The sequence below is a fragment of the Candidatus Sphingomonas colombiensis genome (genome assembly GCA_029202845.1).
Taxonomy (GTDB): Bacteria; Pseudomonadota; Alphaproteobacteria; order Sphingomonadales; family Sphingomonadaceae; genus Sphingomonas; species Sphingomonas colombiensis.
Map to the genome: position 1 here is coordinate 826140 of CP119315.1, position 16092 is coordinate 842231.

Annotated in this window: 16 protein-coding genes; 13 read left to right on the top strand and 3 right to left on the bottom strand. The window is 64.9% G+C overall.

Features of this window, described 5'->3' with window-relative positions; all coding sequences use genetic code 11:
- Nucleotides 1–63: 63 nt before the first annotated feature.
- Nucleotides 64–2043, bottom strand: coding sequence for a primary-amine oxidase (locus tag P0Y64_03895; protein WEK43981.1), 1980 nt, complete (start codon nt 2041–2043; stop codon nt 64–66).
- A 276-nt stretch (nt 2044–2319) separates the two neighbouring features.
- Between P0Y64_03895 and P0Y64_03900 the strand changes: the two genes are divergently transcribed.
- The 13 genes from P0Y64_03900 to P0Y64_03960 all read left to right on the top strand — a co-directional run bounded on the left by P0Y64_03900 (nt 2320) and on the right by P0Y64_03960 (nt 13165).
- Entirely contained in the window at nt 2320–2898 is a 579-nt protein-coding gene (locus tag P0Y64_03900) for a cupin domain-containing protein (GenBank protein ID WEK43982.1), read from the top strand.
- An 84-nt stretch (nt 2899–2982) separates the two neighbouring features.
- Entirely contained in the window at nt 2983–4389 is a 1407-nt protein-coding gene (locus P0Y64_03905; protein ID WEK43983.1) for an aldehyde dehydrogenase family protein, read from the top strand.
- 13 nt (nt 4390–4402) lie between these two features.
- Nucleotides 4403–5521 carry a class II histone deacetylase gene (locus P0Y64_03910; GenBank protein WEK43984.1) on the top strand — a complete coding sequence of 373 codons (1119 nt, stop codon included), beginning with the start codon at nt 4403–4405 and terminating at the stop codon, nt 5519–5521.
- 12 nt (nt 5522–5533) lie between these two features.
- Nucleotides 5534–6727: an MFS transporter gene (locus P0Y64_03915; GenBank protein ID WEK43985.1), complete on the top strand. Its 1194-nt coding sequence runs from the start codon at nt 5534–5536 to the stop codon at nt 6725–6727.
- Nucleotides 6728–6735: 8 nt separating this feature from the next.
- A complete protein-coding gene (gene hpaE, locus P0Y64_03920; GenBank protein ID WEK43986.1) occupies nt 6736–8250 on the top strand; it encodes a 5-carboxymethyl-2-hydroxymuconate semialdehyde dehydrogenase in 1515 nt (504 codons plus the stop codon).
- A 43-nt stretch (nt 8251–8293) separates the two neighbouring features.
- Entirely contained in the window at nt 8294–8923 is a 630-nt protein-coding gene (locus tag P0Y64_03925; protein WEK43987.1) for a fumarylacetoacetate hydrolase family protein, read from the top strand.
- A complete protein-coding gene (locus tag P0Y64_03930) occupies nt 8923–9678 on the top strand; it encodes a fumarylacetoacetate hydrolase family protein (protein WEK43988.1) in 756 nt (251 codons plus the stop codon). The genes P0Y64_03925 and P0Y64_03930 overlap by 1 nt, the downstream gene beginning before the upstream one ends.
- Nucleotides 9675–9998 carry an aromatic ring-opening dioxygenase subunit LigA gene (locus tag P0Y64_03935; protein WEK43989.1) on the top strand — a complete coding sequence of 108 codons (324 nt, stop codon included), beginning with the start codon at nt 9675–9677 and terminating at the stop codon, nt 9996–9998. Before P0Y64_03930 ends, P0Y64_03935 begins: the two co-directional genes overlap by 4 nt.
- Nucleotides 9995–10813, top strand: coding sequence for an extradiol ring-cleavage dioxygenase (locus tag P0Y64_03940; GenBank protein WEK43990.1), 819 nt, complete (start codon nt 9995–9997; stop codon nt 10811–10813). The genes P0Y64_03935 and P0Y64_03940 overlap by 4 nt, the downstream gene beginning before the upstream one ends.
- Nucleotides 10813–11205, top strand: a complete 393-nt coding sequence (locus P0Y64_03945; GenBank protein ID WEK43991.1) for a 5-carboxymethyl-2-hydroxymuconate Delta-isomerase — start codon at nt 10813–10815, stop codon at nt 11203–11205. Before P0Y64_03940 ends, P0Y64_03945 begins: the two co-directional genes overlap by 1 nt.
- Nucleotides 11202–12008: a 2-oxo-hepta-3-ene-1,7-dioic acid hydratase gene (gene hpaH / locus P0Y64_03950; GenBank protein WEK43992.1), complete on the top strand. Its 807-nt coding sequence runs from the start codon at nt 11202–11204 to the stop codon at nt 12006–12008. Before P0Y64_03945 ends, hpaH begins: the two co-directional genes overlap by 4 nt.
- A complete protein-coding gene (locus P0Y64_03955; GenBank protein ID WEK43993.1) occupies nt 12005–12766 on the top strand; it encodes an HpcH/HpaI aldolase/citrate lyase family protein in 762 nt (253 codons plus the stop codon). The genes hpaH and P0Y64_03955 overlap by 4 nt, the downstream gene beginning before the upstream one ends.
- Before the next feature lie 36 nt (nt 12767–12802).
- The gene (locus tag P0Y64_03960) at nt 12803–13165 is read left to right on the top strand and encodes a nuclear transport factor 2 family protein (GenBank protein WEK43994.1); all 363 of its coding nucleotides are present in this window, start codon (nt 12803–12805) and stop codon (nt 13163–13165) included.
- 93 nt (nt 13166–13258) lie between these two features.
- Here the strand turns inward: P0Y64_03960 and P0Y64_03965 are convergent, their stop codons facing one another.
- Both P0Y64_03965 and P0Y64_03970 read right to left on the bottom strand, forming a co-directional pair.
- Entirely contained in the window at nt 13259–15088 is a 1830-nt protein-coding gene (locus P0Y64_03965) for a DUF885 domain-containing protein (GenBank protein ID WEK43995.1), read from the bottom strand.
- A gap of 247 nt (nt 15089–15335) precedes the next feature.
- The gene (locus tag P0Y64_03970; GenBank protein ID WEK43996.1) at nt 15336–15935 is read right to left on the bottom strand and encodes a PEPxxWA-CTERM sorting domain-containing protein; all 600 of its coding nucleotides are present in this window, start codon (nt 15933–15935) and stop codon (nt 15336–15338) included.
- Between the last annotated feature and the right edge of the window lie 157 nt (nt 15936–16092).

The following is a 16092-nucleotide window of genomic DNA, read 5'->3' on the forward strand; positions in this document are numbered from 1 at the left end:
TCTCCGCAAACCATGTGATCGCATCGCCGATATAGTTTTATATCAATCTTTATCACTCGAGCTTCAGTCGTTACAGCAACCGCCCTCGCCGCCATGTCGCTTGCTTCCCGCATCGCGATCGGCGGGCACGTCAATGCCCGCATTTGCCGCGAAAAATCCGTTCGGCTTCAGCACGAAGCCCGCATATTCGACCGGCATCACCGGAAAATCCTCCGGCTTGCAGACATGCGTGTGACCGAAGCTGTGCCACAGCACGATATCGGCATTGTCGATGCTACGATTGGCGGCGACGAACCTCGGCAGCCCATCGCCGCCCTGATGCTGATTGGGATATTCCCCACTCGCATAGCGCTCGGCCGGATCGTAAGGGGTGACCCAGATATGCTTGGTGGCGAAGGCACCGCGTGCGTGGACATAGCTGTCGGGTTGCGCCAACATAACAGGTGTTGGCTGCACGATCACCTTATAGCCCGGAGCGTTGCCGACAGAGTTCGTGCGATTGGGATTGGACACTTTCCAATAGCGCCCGGTGCGACCATCCGCCTCCCGCGCGGCGTCCAGTTCACGCGACAGCGGGCGGCTGACGAGATCGAACACATTGCCATGCGGGTTATCACTCCCCCATGGCCGCGGATGGAATTCATGCTCCGAGACGCTGTTGCCCTCGTCGCCGTCGATCATCATGTGTAACCGAACGTTGAAGAAATGCTGGTGCGTCGGGCCGCCCAGACCCTCGTCGACCATCCCGCCCCACGGATAGGGCTGACCGGGCGCGACCGCCGCCGTCTGGATGATCCCGGTAAGCTTCGCCTCCAGCTGGATCGTTCCGTCCTGATAGAGATACCAGTAGAAACCGTAATCATAATTACCGACCGTCGCGAAGAAGCTGATCACCAGCCGCCGCGAGCGCCGCGTTTCGTGAACGCCGGTGCGGAATTCATTGTGCTTCCAGAGGATGCCATAATCCTCCTCGTGCATGCAGATGGCGTTCTTCATCACCATCGGCTGTCCGAGATCGTCCGCCGCCGGCACATCGAAATAATGGATATGGCCGAGGCAATCGCAGCCCAGCTCCAGCGCATTGGCGAGCCGCCCGAGCCCATATTCGCCCGCATCGAACGCGCTCTTCCAATAATGGTTCGCGGACGGATCGGCATAAGGCACGACCATCTCCGTCACGCTCGCGCGATAGATGATCGGCCGCACGCGCCCGCCGTCCGCATAGCCGAGCTGGTGGATCACCAACCCCTCGCGCGGCGTGAAGCCGACGCGGAACGACCATTTCTGCCATTCGACCTTCCACCCATCGACGTTGAAGCTCGGCCCTTCGGGCTGGACGATGTGGAGCGGCTTCAGATCGGTGCGCGGCGGGGGCAGATCCTTCGCCTCGTAATTGCGCTTCTTCCTGGGGATCGGCACCAGTTCCGCTTCATCGACCAGCGTAACGATCTCTTCGCGGTTGAGATCGACCACCGCGACCAGCCCCTCGATCGGATGGGCATAGCCATTGTCCTTGAGTGACTCGCGATAATAACAGACCGCGCGGACGCAGCGCTTCCCCGCCTCCTCCACATAACCGAAATGGCCGGCGGAAAAGGGATCGACCTGAACCAGATCGATTTCCGCTTCGCTCAACCCGCGCCGCGCTACCGCCGCGCGCCACGCCGGATCCTTTTTCACCGCGCGCTCGACCGCCTGAAACTCTTCCACCATCACCGATGGCTGACCGAATGGCGCCTTGTCTTGTGCGAGCGCGCGCCATTCGGTCACCATCCCGCTTGCAAGGTCGACGCGCGCCTCGAACGCGGCGCCCGTGTCGCGACGCAGCGCGACGACAAAGGCCGCACGAGGAACCGGCTGGCCGGCGCGCCAGGCCATCACCCGATCCTTGTGCGGCTCATCCAGCTCGACATTGACGAAGCGCAGATGCGGCCCGGCATCGCTGCGCGCACTTACCGCCGCACAGACGATCGCGATCTCGCGCGCGTCGAGCGGATCAAGCGGGTGGCGATGCGTCAAAGGATTGGGCGTGGACTCAGTCATCAATCTCTCCCGCGTCGCGCCGATCAAGCGCGGCAATATAGATTGATTCAAAACTATTATCGCTTCGATCGTCGCGCAAGCCCGAACCTTGTCGCCGCTATCGCAGAACTCGCCGGCAAACCGACATCACGCTAGATAAAATCACCCGTTCCCGCACACCATTCAGCGGCGCATCATACTGAAAAATGCAAGGGGAGATATTGCCGGCTTGCGAATCATTCGATTTGTCGTCAAACTTTTTCGCGACAAAAGAGCGGGGGAGAGCGAGCGATGCCAATGAACACCGTAAGCGCGAGGCTGGGCGCCGCCGCGATATTGGCGCTTGGCGTCGCCGGAATGGCCGCCGAGTCGGGCTGGGCACAGCGGGATGAGGCCCGCGCAACCACCAACCCCGGCCGGCCACACGGCTATTATTTCTCGCTGAACGGAAAACGTCGCACCTTTCAGGAAGATGGCGTCCAGAATGTCGAAGTGGTCGTGCCCAATAATGTGAGCGAGGGCCGCTACAATGTCATCACGTCTGACTGGAACGCCGATTTCCGCGTGCCGCCACACTATCATCGCCACCATTCGGAGGCGTTCTACGTGCTCGGCGGCGAAGTCGAATGGACGGTCGAGGGCGAGACCCACGTGCTGCACACGGGCGAGGCGATCTTCATCCCGCCGAATACGGTGCACAGCGTGCGCGTCGTCGGCGGGAAATCGATGAAGAACCTGCTGATCTACGAGCCTGGCGGCTACGAAGATCAGGCCGATTTCAAAATGAACTACAGCGAACAGGAATTGAAAGATCCCAAGGTGATCGCCCGCATCCGGGCGGCGGGGGATTTCAACCTCGCGGTGGACAAGAAGTAACCGGCCGCCCCGCCTTCAGCCGGGCGGGATCGGACGGCGCTTCACACGAGCCATCCCAAAACAAGCATATCGGAGAGAGGCGTGATGATCGAATCCGGCCACTTTATCGACGGCACGACGATCGCGAGCGCGCGGCATTTTCCGGTGCGCAATCCGGCCAATGGCGCGATCGTGGGCCACGCGCCCCTCGCCGATGCCGCCACGCTGGACACGGCCGTTGCCGCCGCCGCGCGGGCCTTCGAGACCTGGAGCATCACCCCGGATGCCGAGCGCGCCGCCGCCGTGTCGCGCGTCGCAGACGCAATCGAGCGCCACGCCGAGGAACTGGCGCAATTGCTCACCGCCGAACAGGGCAAGCCGCTCAACGGCACCGGATCTCGTTTTGAGGTGCAGGGCGCGATCGGCTGGACGCGCTACACCGCGTCGCTCGCGCTGGCGCCCGAGCTGATCCAGGACAATGCGGCGGGGCGGATCGAGCTGCATCGCCGGCCGATCGGCGTGGTCGGATCGATCACGCCATGGAACTGGCCGCTGATGATCGCGGTGTGGCATTTCGTGCCCGCGATCCGCGCGGGCAATACCGTGGTGGTGAAGCCCTCCCCGCTCACACCGCTCAGCACATTGCGCATGATCGAGATTGCTGGCGCAGCGCTGCCGCCGGGCGTGCTCAACGTGGTGGCGGGCGACGATACGCTTGGGCCGCTGATGACCGCGCATCCCGGCATCGCCAAGATCGCCTTCACCGGATCGAGCGCGACCGGCCGCAAGGTGATGGAAAGCGCCAGCGCGACGCTCAAGCGGCTGACACTCGAACTGGGCGGCAACGATGCCGGGATCGTGCTGCCCGATGCCGATCCGAAGGCGATCGCGGAGGGGCTGTTCTGGGGCGCCTTCATCAACAGCGGGCAGACCTGCGCGGCGTTGAAACGGCTCTATGTTCATGACGATATTTATGACGCCGTGTGCGACGCGCTGGTCGATTATGCCGCATCGGTGCCGCTCGGCGATGGCGCCGGCGAGGGCAATCTGCTCGGCCCGCTCCAGAACGAGGCGCAGTTCGCCAAGGTATCGCGCTTCGTGGACGAAGCGCGGACAGCGGGCGCACGCGTGCTGAGCGGCGGCGCTCCATCCGGCGGGGCTGGCTATTTCTATCCCGTCACGCTCGTCGCCGATGCGCGCGAGGGGATGAAGCTGGTCGATGAGGAGCAATTCGGCACCGCGCTGCCGATCATCCGCTATAGCGACGTCGAAGACGCGATCGCGCGCGCCAATGCCTCCGAAAACGGGCTGGGCGGATCGGTGTGGTCGTCGGATCGCGCACGGGCGAAGGCGGTTGCCGCGCGGCTCGAATGCGGCACCGCATGGATCAATAAACACGGCGCGATCCAGCCGGACGTGCCGTTCGGCGGGGTCAAGCATTCGGGGATCGGCACCTCCTTCGGCCGGCAGGGGCTGGAGGAATTCACCACGATCCAGATCGTCAACGATTGATCGGCCCGGCACGATGACAACCGGCTTCTTCCACGACGAACGCACCTTGTGGCATTTCGGCGCGATCCATACCGGCAATCTGCCGGCGGGCGGCTGGGTGCAGCCGTCGAACGGCAATTTCATGGCCGAGGCGCCCGATCCCAAGCGCCGCATCGTCTCGCTGCTCGATGTATCCGGCGTGATGGCCCGGCTCGATCGGCGGAGCGCCGAGCTTGCGTCGGAGGAGGCTCTCCGCCGCGTCCATCCGCGCGATTATCTCGAACGCTTCGCGCGGATGAGCGCCAATGGCGGCGGCAGCGTGGGGCCGGACGGCAGCTTCGGCGCGGGCGGCTATGATATCGCGCGCCTCTCCACCGGGCTGGCGATCGATGCGATCGACGCGGTGCTGACCGGATCGCTCGACAATGCCTATGCACTGACCCGCCCGCCGGGGCATCATTGCCTGCCCGATCAGGGCTATGGCTTCTGCCTGCTCGCCAATGGCGCGGTGGCGGTGGAAGAGGCGATCGCGCGGCATGGCCTGTCGCGCGTCGCGATCCTCGACTGGGATGTGCATCACGGCAACGGGACGCAGGCGATCTTCTGGGATCGGCCGGATGTGCTGACGATCTCGATCCATCAGGACAATTGCTATCCGATCAACTCCGGCGCCGCATCCGAACGTGGCGAGGGGCCCGGTGAGGGATATAATCTCAATATCCCGCTGCTGCCGGGCGGCGGCGATCAGGCCTATCTCGACGCGCTCGATCTGATCGTCGCGCCGGCGCTGCGCCGCTATCGCCCCGAACTGATCGTGATCGCCAGCGGGGTGGATGCCAACGCGCTCGATCCGCTCGCGCGGATGCTGGCGCACAGCGAGACGTTCCGCGCGATGATGGCAAGGGCCGGCGCGCTGGCGGACGAATTGTGCGGCGGCCGGATCGTCGCGATCCACGAGGGCGGCTATTCAGAGGTTTATGCCCCGTTCTGCGCCCATGCGCTGATCGAGGAACTGGCCGGCGAACGCTCCGCCGTGACCGATCCGATCCTCGATTTCGTCCGCGCGCAACAGCCCGGTGACGCGATGCGCGCGCTCCAGCACCGCCTGCTCGTCGAGCAGGCGGAGGCGCTGGGTTTCGCCGCGCGACCCTAGGGAGAGCCTTTCATGTCGACCACGATCGATTCAGTGCTGGCATCGGCCCCCGATGGCCCTTTGCAAGAAACCTGGGGCAAGGTCGCCCGGATCGTCATCTTCAGCGCGATCGTGCCGCTGGCGCTGCTCGTGGCACCGATCCTCACCACCCAGCTTATCGCCGAGCGCGGGCTGACGGCGGCCAATGTCGGCAACTATTTCCTGTTCGAACTCGGCGGGATCAGCCTCGCCTCGCTGCCCGCCTTATGGTGGATGCGGCGGTTCAACTCGCGCCAGATCGCGCCCGTCGCCGCGGCGATATTCATTGCCGGCAACCTGCTGTCGACCGTCGCTCCGGGCATCGAACTCCTCTATTTCACGCGGCTGGTGACAGCGATGGCGGGCGGCGCGCTGATGCTGCTGTGCCTCAACGCGGCCGGCGCCGCCGCCAATCGCGATCGGCTGTTCGGCTGGTGGATCGCGGGCCAGTTGGTGCTTGGGGCGCTTGGCCTGTCGCTGCTGCCACGATTGTTCGCAACCTTCGGGCTCAACGCCTTCTATATCCTGATGGCGGCGATGATGGCGGCGGCGCTCCCGCTCGCGTTTCGCTTTGACGCGCCGACGATCGATCCTGCGCCACGAGATCAGCGCGGCGCGCCGACAGGCGGCCTGCTGCTTTCCGCCGTGGCGATGATCGCGGTGTTCGCTTTCTATATCGGGCTGGGCGGAAGCTGGGCTTTCATGTCCGTCATCGCCGAACGCTCCGGGCTGAAGCCGCTGCCGGTCGCGGATACGATCGCGATCGCGTCGTTGCTCGGCATCGCCGGCGCGTTGCTCGCCACCTTCCTCGGCGGCCGGGCGAAGCGCGGTTACGCGCTTTTCGCCGGCTATGCACTGCTGCTCGGCGCGGTGCTGATGCTGCTCGGGCAGCTGAACATGACCGCGTTCGCGGGCGCGGCCTATGCGTTCAAATTCTCCTGGACCTTTACGCTGCCCTTCATCCTCGCCGCCATCGCCAGCCGCGACACGAGCGGCGGAATCATGGCCTGGATCAACATGGTGATCGGCTTCGGCACGTCGATCGGGCCGGTCATCACCGGGCGGATATTGGGGGGTGCGGGTGCGCCAACGATGCTGATCTTCTGCGCGGCGATGATCGCTGTGTCCTTCGTGTTTCTTCTGCTGATCGAAACGGGCGTGGTCTCCGGCCGCGCCCGCACAAGGTGACCGATACGATGACCACCCAACCCAACCCCGCCGCCCGCCGCGCCCGCGCGCAGGAGATCGTTCGCGGCTTCGGCGCCGAACTTGGGCATTATATCGGCGGCGAGGCGATTGGCGGCGCGGGCGACGCGCATGAGGTGCTGGAACCGGCGACCGGCGAAACGATCGGCCGCGTCCGCGATGCGACGCGCGGGGAACTGGACAAGGCCGTCGCGGCGGCGAAGCAGGCCTTCCCCGCATGGGCCGCCTTGCCGGGCGAGCGGCGCAAGGAATTGCTGCACAGGGTCGCCGATCTGATCGAGGCGCGCGCTGAGGAAATCGCGGCGGTCGAATGCCTCGACGCGGGGCAATGCTGGCGCTTCATGGCCAAGGCGGCGGTGCGCGGCGCGGAGAATTTCCGCTTCTTCGCCGATCAGGCGCCGGCCGCGCGCGATGGACAGGCGCTGCCCTCCGCCGAGCACCTCAATTTCACGACGCGTCAGCCGATCGGGCCGGTGGGGGTGATTACGCCGTGGAACACGCCGTTCATGCTCTCGACGTGGAAGATCGCCCCGGCGCTCGCCGCCGGTTGCACCGTCGTCCACAAGCCCGCCGAATGGTCCCCCTATTCCGCGCGGCTGCTGGTGGAGATCGCCAATGAAGCGGGGCTGCCGGCTGGCGTGTTCAATTCGGTCAATGGTCTGGGCGAAACCACCGGCAAGCGGCTGACCGAACATCCCGACATCAAGGCGATCGCTTTCGTCGGCGATACCAGCACCGGCACCGCGATCATGCGGCAAGGCGCGGAAACGCTGAAGCGCGTCCATTTCGAACTGGGCGGCAAGAATCCGGTGATCGTGTTCGATGACGCCGATCTCGATCGCGCGCTCGATGCGGCGATCTTCATGATCTATTCGCTCAACGGCCAGCGCTGCACCTCCTCGTCCCGCCTGCTGGTGCAGCGATCGATTTACGATCGCTTCGTCGAACAGGCGGCGGCGCGGGCGCAAGCACTGAAGGTGGGCGATCCATTCGATCCTGCCACCGAAGTCGGCCCGCTGATCCATCCGCGTCACCGCGAGAAGGTGCAATCCTATATGGCCGTGGCCGAAGCGGAGGGAGCACGGATCGCCGCCGGCGGCGCGGCGATCGAGGGGCCGGGGCATTTCTTCCGCCCCACGTTGCTCACGCGCGCGCGCAGCGAAATGCGGATCGCGCAGGAAGAGATATTCGGCCCCGTCCTCACCGCGATCCCGTTCGATGACGAGGCGGATGCGATCCGCATCGCCAATGACGTGCGCTACGGCCTCGCCGCCTATCTGTGGACGTCGGACATCGGCCGGGCGTTGCGGGTCTCGAATGCGCTGGAGGCGGGTATGGTGTGGGTCAACAGCGAGAATGTCCGCCATCTGCCGACGCCATTCGGCGGGGTGAAGGCCAGCGGGATCGGCCGCGACGGCGGCGACTGGAGCTTCGATTTCTACATGGAAACGAAGAATGTCGCGCTCGCGCACGGATCGCACAAGATCAGCAGGATGGGCGTGTGAAACGGCATCGCAGGCTACGGGCACGCCGGAAGGTCGTTGCCGCATGATCGCGGGGACCGTTTATGGCGTGGTGCTCAACGATGCGGCCGAACGCGGGCTGCTGGCCGACGCGTTCACGCAGGCGCCATATCGCGCGCCGCCGATCGCCCCGGTGCTTTATATCAAGCCGCGCAACTGCATTACGCGCGACGACAGCATCATCGCGCCGGACGGTCTGGCGGAGGTGAGCGCGGCGGCGACGATCGGGCTGGTGATGGGCCGCGATACGACCCGCGTGACGCCGGACCGGGCGCTCGATCATGTCGCGGCGGCGGCGCTGGTGCTCGACCTGTCGGAGCCGGTCACGAGTTATTATCGGCCGACAGTGCGGCAGCGATGCCGCGACGGGTTCCTGCCCGTCGGCGCGATCACGTCGTTTCACGCGGCGCAACTCGCCGGCGATATCGTGACCCGGATCGACGGCGCAGACGCGCATCGCTGGTCGCCATCGCGCGCGGTGCGCGATGCGGCCCGCCTGATCGCGGATGTCAGCGCGTTCATGACGCTCGCCGCCGGAGACATGCTGCTGATCGGCCTGCCGCACGACGCGCCGCGCGCGCGCGCCGGTCAGCGGATAGAGGCGAGCATGGCCGGGCTCTCGCCGGTCCGTGTGACTTGGGGGGGGCAAGGCTGATGCGCCGCGCCCGCATCTTCCACCATGGCCGCGATCTGTGGGCCGAGGTGTCCCCCGACGGCGCGGTGCTGCTGCTGCCCGATGGTGCGCGGATCGCGGCGACCGATGCGCATTGGCTCCCGCCGGTGACGCCCGGCGCGACGATCTTCGCGCTCGGGCTGAACTATGCCGATCACAATGCGGAACTGGGCTTCAAGACCAAGGAGCCGCCGCTCGTCTTCCTGAAGGGCCCGAACACATTGGTCGGGCATTGCGGCGTCACGCCACGCCCGGCCGATGCCAATCAGATGCACCCGGAATGCGAGCTGGTCGCAGTGATCGGCCGCCCCTGCAAACGTATTCCGCGCGCGCAGGCGCTCGATCACGTCGCCGGCTACACCGTCGCCTGCGACTATGCGATCCGCGAGTATCTGGAAAACTACTATCGCCCCAATTTGCGGGTGAAGAACCGCGACGCAACCACGCCGCTTGGCCCGTGGATCGTCGATGCGGCCGATATCCCCGATCCGCAGGCGCTGGCGATCACCACGACCGTGGATGGCAATGTCGTCCAGTCCGGCTCTACGCGGGATATGGTGCTCGATGTCGCGAGGCTGATCGAATATCTGTCGGAAACCATGACGTTGCTGCCCGGCGACATGATCCTGACCGGGACGCCGCAGGGTCTGCACTTCGTCTCCCCCGGCGAGCGGGTGGTGTGCGAGATCGAAGGTGTCGGCGCGCTCGTCAACCATGTGGGGGCGGCGGCGCGATGAGCCTTTACACGCTTTCCAAGCTGATGTTCGCGCTCAATCGCGAGCCGGAATTGCAGGCGCGCTTCAAGACGGACCCCGCCACCGCGATCGAGCCGTTCCGCCTGACCGATGAGGAGCGCGGCGCGGTGCTCGCGCACGATATCGGGCTGCTCTACGTGCTCGGCGTCAACGGCCAGTTGCTCATGCATTTCGCCGCACTCGTCGGCATCGAATGGTCCGACTATCTCGATCGGATGCGGCGCGGGATCGTCGAACATGGCCCGGTCCGCGCGGGTATCTACGCAATGCATAGCGCGCCCCACGAAAGGATCGCCGGATGAGCCTGGTCTTTGCGGGAATATGCAGCCACGCTCCCGGCATCACCGGCCGCGCCGAGCGCGCGGACCCGGAAGCGCGCGAGCAATTCTATGCCGCCTTCGCCCGGCTGCGCGAGGCGCTGGAGGCGGCGCGCCCCGATGCGGTGATCGTCGTCGCGGCGGAGCATTTCGCCAATTTCTTCATGAACAACATGCCCGCCTATGCGATCGGCATGGCGGAAAGCTACGACGGGCCGATCGAAGATCCCGCATGGCTCGCCATCCCGCCGCGCACGATCCGCGGCGATCCCGATCTGTCGCTGCGGCTCATCACACAGGTGATGCAGACGAGCGACGTCGCCTTCGCCGAGGAATGGCGTTTCGATCACGGCATCATGGTGCCGCTGCATTTCCTCGATCCTGAAAACCGCTTCACGATCATCCCGGCGAACATCAATTGCCAGGGGCCGCCGCTGACCCCGCTCAGCCGCGCATGGGCGTTCGGCGAGGCGCTTCGCCGCGCCGCCGATGCGCAGCCGGAGCGGATCGCGCTGATCTGCACCGGCGGCATCTCACACTGGCCGTGTACCCCGGACAGCGGGACGGTGAACGAGGCGTGGGACCGCGATTTCCTCGATCGCTGGGCGCGCAACGATCGCGCGGCGATGACGGCCTATACCGACGAGGAAACCTATGCCGAGGCGGGACAGGGCGGGTTCGAGATCCGCACCTTCCTCGCCTGCGCCGCCGCCGCGCGCGGCACGGGCGAGATCTGGCATTATCGCCCGATCCCGATCTTCGCGGTCGGCTGCACGATCGGCGTGATGGAGATCGCGTGATGGCCCATGCAATCGTCGAATGGACCGACAATCTGGAAGGGCAGACCGACATTCGCGCGCTGCTCGAACTGATCGCCGCTGCGATGCGCGATGCGGATGGCGTGTTCCCATGGGGGGGCATCCGCGTCCGCGCGATCAGACTCAGCGATTATGTGATCGCCGACGGCAAGGAGGACGATGCTTTAGTGAACATCACGGTGAAGATGGGGGCCGGTCGCCCGGCCGCGTTCAAACAGGCGTTCTTCACGCATCTGTTCGATCAGGTGAAGGCTCATTTCGCCGACCTGTTCGAGCGCCGCTATCTCGCGCTGTCGCTCTATGTCGAGGAAGCCGACGAAGCGGGCAGCTTCAAACATAACAACATCCATCGCCGTTTCCGGAGCGCATCATGACCCTGACGGCGGACGCCATCGCCGATTGCGCCGCGCTGCTCGACACGGCGGAGCGCGCGCGCGAACAGATCGGCCAGTTCTCGCTGGCATGGCCAGAAATGACGATCGAGGATGGCTATGCGATCCAGCGTGCATGGGTCGAAGCGAAGCTGGCGCGCGGCCGTTCGCTGATCGGGCACAAGATCGGCCTCACCAGCCGTGCGATGCAGCGTTCGTCGAATGTCGACGAGCCGGATTATGGCGCGCTGCTCGATGACATGCTGTTCGAGGATGGGCGCGATATCCCGATCACCCGCTTCATCGAGCCGCGCGTGGAGGTGGAGCTTGCCTTCATCCTGAAATCGCCGCTCGAAGGGCCGAATTGCAGCTTGTTCGATGTGCTGGACGCGACCGCATGGGTAAGCCCCGCGATCGAGATAATCGACGCGCGGATCGAGCGGTTCGATCGCGCAAGCGGCGTAACCCGCAAGGTGTTCGATACGATCGCCGACAATGCGGCCAATGCGGGGATCGTATTGGGCGGCCGGCCGGTGCGGCCCGAAACGGTCGATCTGCGCTGGGTTTCGGCGCTGATGTATCGCAACGGCGTGATCGAGGAATCGGGCGTCGCGGCGGCGGTGCTCAACCATCCCGCGCGCGGCGTCGCATGGCTGGCGAACAAACTCGCGCCTTATGGCCAGCGGCTGGAGGCCGGCGAGATCGTGCTCGGCGGCAGCTTCACCGCGCCGATCCCGGCGCGCGCGGGCGACCAATTTCACGTCGATTACGGCGCGCTGGGCGCGATCGCGGTGGGCTTCGCATGAACCGCTTCAAACAGGCGATCACCGCCGGGCGCCCGCAACTCGGGCTGTGGCAGGCGCTCGCCAACGCTTATACCGCCGAAATCTGCGCGGGCGCGGGCTATGACTGGCTGCTGTTCGATGCCGAACATGCGCCGAACACCCTCCCCACCCTGCTCGCGCAATTGCAGGCGGTGGCGACGTGGCCGGTCGAACCGATCGTGCGGCCGCCGCTCTGCGATCCGGCGATTATCAAGCAATATCTCGATATCGGCTTTCGCACGCTGATGATCCCGATGATGGAAAGCGCGGATCAGGCGCGGCTCGCGGTGTCGGCGATGCGCTTTCCACCGCACGGCATCCGTGGCGTGGCGAGCGCGACGAGCCGCGCCTCCGGCTTCGGGCGGCAGGGCGATTATCTTACGCGCACGCATGAGGAGCATTGCCTGATCGTGCAGGTCGAGAGCCGCGCCGGGCTGGATGCGATCGAGCAGATCGCGGCGGTCGACGGGGTGGACGCGATCTTCATCGGGCCGGGCGATCTGTCGGCGGCGCTCGGCCATCTAGGCGCGCCGCGTCACGCGGTGGTGCAGGCGGCAATCGCCGATGCGATCGCGCGCATCGCGCGGACTGGCAAGGCCGCCGGCATCTTCGCGCTCGACGCCGATGACGCCGCCGCGCGGCTAAACGAGGGAGTGAACTTCGTGTCGATCGGCACCGATGTCGGGCTGCTCGCGCGCGGTAGCGAGGCGTTGCGCGCCGACGTCCTCTCGCGGCGATGAACAAGCGCCCGTGACAATATCAGAGAAGGAACCATGATGAGCTTCTCCACCCCACGCGACGTACTCGACGCTTATGCCGATGGCTGTAAAAGGCTCGATCGCGATTTGCTTGCGCGCTGCTTTCATCCGCAGGCGATGATGGCGGGCGATCTGGATGGCAAATTGCTGGTCGGTGGGCCGACACCGTTTCTGGACGACGTGGCCGGAATCGCCGCCGCCGGCATCGATCACGCCAGCTTCTCGGCGAATGTGATCGAACTCACCGCCAACGGCCGGGTCGCCGCCGGCACGGTACACTCGCTCAATTTCGCCGGGCGTTTCGAATTTCTCGATCGCTTTCACCTGATCGAAGATGAAAGCGGCTGGCTGATCACCAGCAAGAGCTTCACGACGCTTTAGCCCAATTCTCCCGCCTCGAAGCGAGATGGGTCGAACCGGGGGTGGCAGTGCGTTGCACACGTCCACCCCCGGAAGGCTATCGGCGACGCATCCTTATTTTCGCGCCGCTATCCACGCATCGACCTGCCGCTCGAGGATCGAAAGGGGGAGCGAGCCCGAGCCGATCAAAAGGTCATGGAACCCCTTGATGTCGAATTTCGGTCCAAGCTCATGTTCCGCCTTGTGGCGCAATTCCATGATCTTGAGCATGCCGATCTTATAGCCCGTCGCCTGGCCCGGCAGGGTGATGTAACGGCGCACTTCCGAGCGCGCCTGATCCGGCGATGCGCGACCAGAGGCGACCATATAGTCGACGGCCTGATCCTCGCTCCAACCCTTGGCGTGAATGCCGGTATCCACCACCAGCCGCGCGGCGCGAAACAATTCCGCTTCGAGCCGCATGAAATCGCTCGCCACATCGGGGTAAGCGCCCATTTCCTTGCACAACGCCTCGGCATAGAGCGCCCAGCCCTCGCCAAAGGCCACGTAGCGCGCGGTCTGGCGGAACTTCGGCCCCGCGCTCTGGCGGACCTGGATGTCGCCCTGCATCACATGGCCGGGCACGCCCTCGTGGCACATCAGGTCGATCGTAGCGTCGGGCGCCGGATCCCCGGTATCGCCAAGCAGATGGACATAGACTCGGCCCGGCCGCGCCCCGTCACGGCTCGGGCCCGCCGCATGGGCAGCACCGCCGGCAACCTCGCTGAACGATGGCTCGCGCACCACCTCCATCCGATATTCCGGCAGCTTGCCGAAATATTTGGGCAGCAACGTGCGGTTGTGCGCGATCGCCGCATTGGCATTGCGCAGATATTCGGCGCGGAGCGCATCCGTCCACGGCTGGGGCGGATTGCGCCGTTCGCGATCCGCATAATAAGCTATCCGATCCTTGAAGCCGGCCTTTTGCGCCAGCGCGTCCTGCTCGCCCTCGATCCGCTTGACCTCGCTCAACCCGGTCTGGTGGATCTGCTCCGCTGTCAGATCCGTGGTGGTGTTGAGCTTCAACGCGGCGGCATACCAGGCCGCACCGCCCGGAAGCGAGATAGCGCCAACGCGACCGCTCGGCGCCGTCGGCAAGTCGCTTTCCGCCCAGGCGATAACGCGCTCATAGGCGGGCTTGATCGACAGCAGCGCGGTGCGCGTTTCGGCGAGCAGCGCATCCGCTTCGGCTTGCGTCACCTTCCCGGCCGCCTGAAGCTTGCTGACCTTGGCCTGCGCGTCCGCCCATAACGGCGAGGCGGCGGCGGTGTCGAAAGGCGCGCCGGTGATGATCGCCCGGCTGCCGGAAATCACCCGCTCGTCCTGAAATTTCGGCGCGTGCACCCCCTTCGCATCGGAAGCGCGGCTCTGCACGATCGCCTCGTCCAGCACCGCCGGTATTGCACGCAGGCGCGCGGCATAGGCCCGCATATCGGCCGCATCCTGCACGTTGTGCGTGTTGATCAGGAAATCAGGCAGCCGCGCATGGGCGGAGTACAAGAACGAATAGAATGGCGGAGTATATTGGCGGAAACGGTAGGTTAGCTCGGCGCGCTCCAGCTCAAGCGCCCAAATGTCGTAATTGGTCTGGGCGTCCGCCGAAAGCTTGGCGCGATCGAACTGCGCCTTCATTCGGGAGACACTGGCGCGCCGCCATTCCAGCCGGTGCAGCGCGGCGGCATCGCTGATATCGTCGAGCCGATCCATGCCCTCCTTCATGCCCAATTGCGTGGCGAGCTGCGGCCGCTGCCTCAATTCCTCGGCAAATTCCTGATCGAGAAAAGCATAGAGCCGCGCGTCTTCGCTGGCCGGCGCCGCTTTCGGCGGCTGCGCATCAGCGACTGCGAGCAATGGAACGGCGAAGGCGATTGCCGCTGCGGCACGCAACAAAAGTGGCTTGAGCATCATTTTGGTCTCCCCTTGCCCGGGTTCTTATCCACCCGCCGCAAGCCTGGGAAGGCCATTCCAAATTTCGGCTCGGCAAGCCGGGCAAGCGAGCGCACTCGGAAACCACGCAAAATCAATCGCTCAGCACTGCGACGGAAACGTCGGCCGGACCGCCGCGTTCATCCGCGACCTGACCGGCTCCACATGACAAAGCCGCCGGCGTTTCATCGCCAGCGGCTTTGCCCATGTCACCCGTGCGCGAATATCAGGCGAAGGAAACCTTCGTCGCGGATCGGCGCCGATAGCGCAGCGCGCCAGCAGCCATGCCGAAACCGAGGATCATCATCCCCCACGTCGCCGGCTCAGGAACACCGCCAACCGAAAGCGAGCCCGAAAGGTTGTAATACACATTCCCATCGACCTTGCCGGTGAACTGCGATCCGAGCGTGCCATCGCCATTCGCATAAAGCGCAAGGAGCGGATTGCCGCCGAACGTCGGCGTTGACGTACCCACCGCGAACAGCAGCCCGTTCAGGCTGATCGGGAAAGCGGTATCCAGGCCATAAAAATCCGTGCCGTCATTGGCGCGAAAGCCAACCGGCGCATCGGGAAAGACGTTTTCGTTATAGGGGGTGTTGGTGGTGATCAGCGAAATCGGCGCATTATGATAGCTGAGCAGGCTGATCGTGCCCCCGCCGCTCAACGCCTGGCCGCCCTCGACGTCGAGCGTCAATTGGCCCGAAAAAGCGCCAGCGCCGTTAAGGATGCCCGAGAATGGCAACACCACGGTCGCCGCATTCGCCGGTGCCTGAAACGCCGCAGCAAGCAACGCCGATGCCGCCAGAAACTTATACCGATTTTTCACGCCATCCCCTTTTATAGCTGATCAATTCCAGAAGGATGACCTTCCGTAACATCGTGCACTCCGCTCACAACCGGCGATGTCTCATGATCCATTCTTGAAATGGGACAGCCCGGCGCGGCGCATGCGTCGAAACCATGACCCGATTGCTGAAACGCCG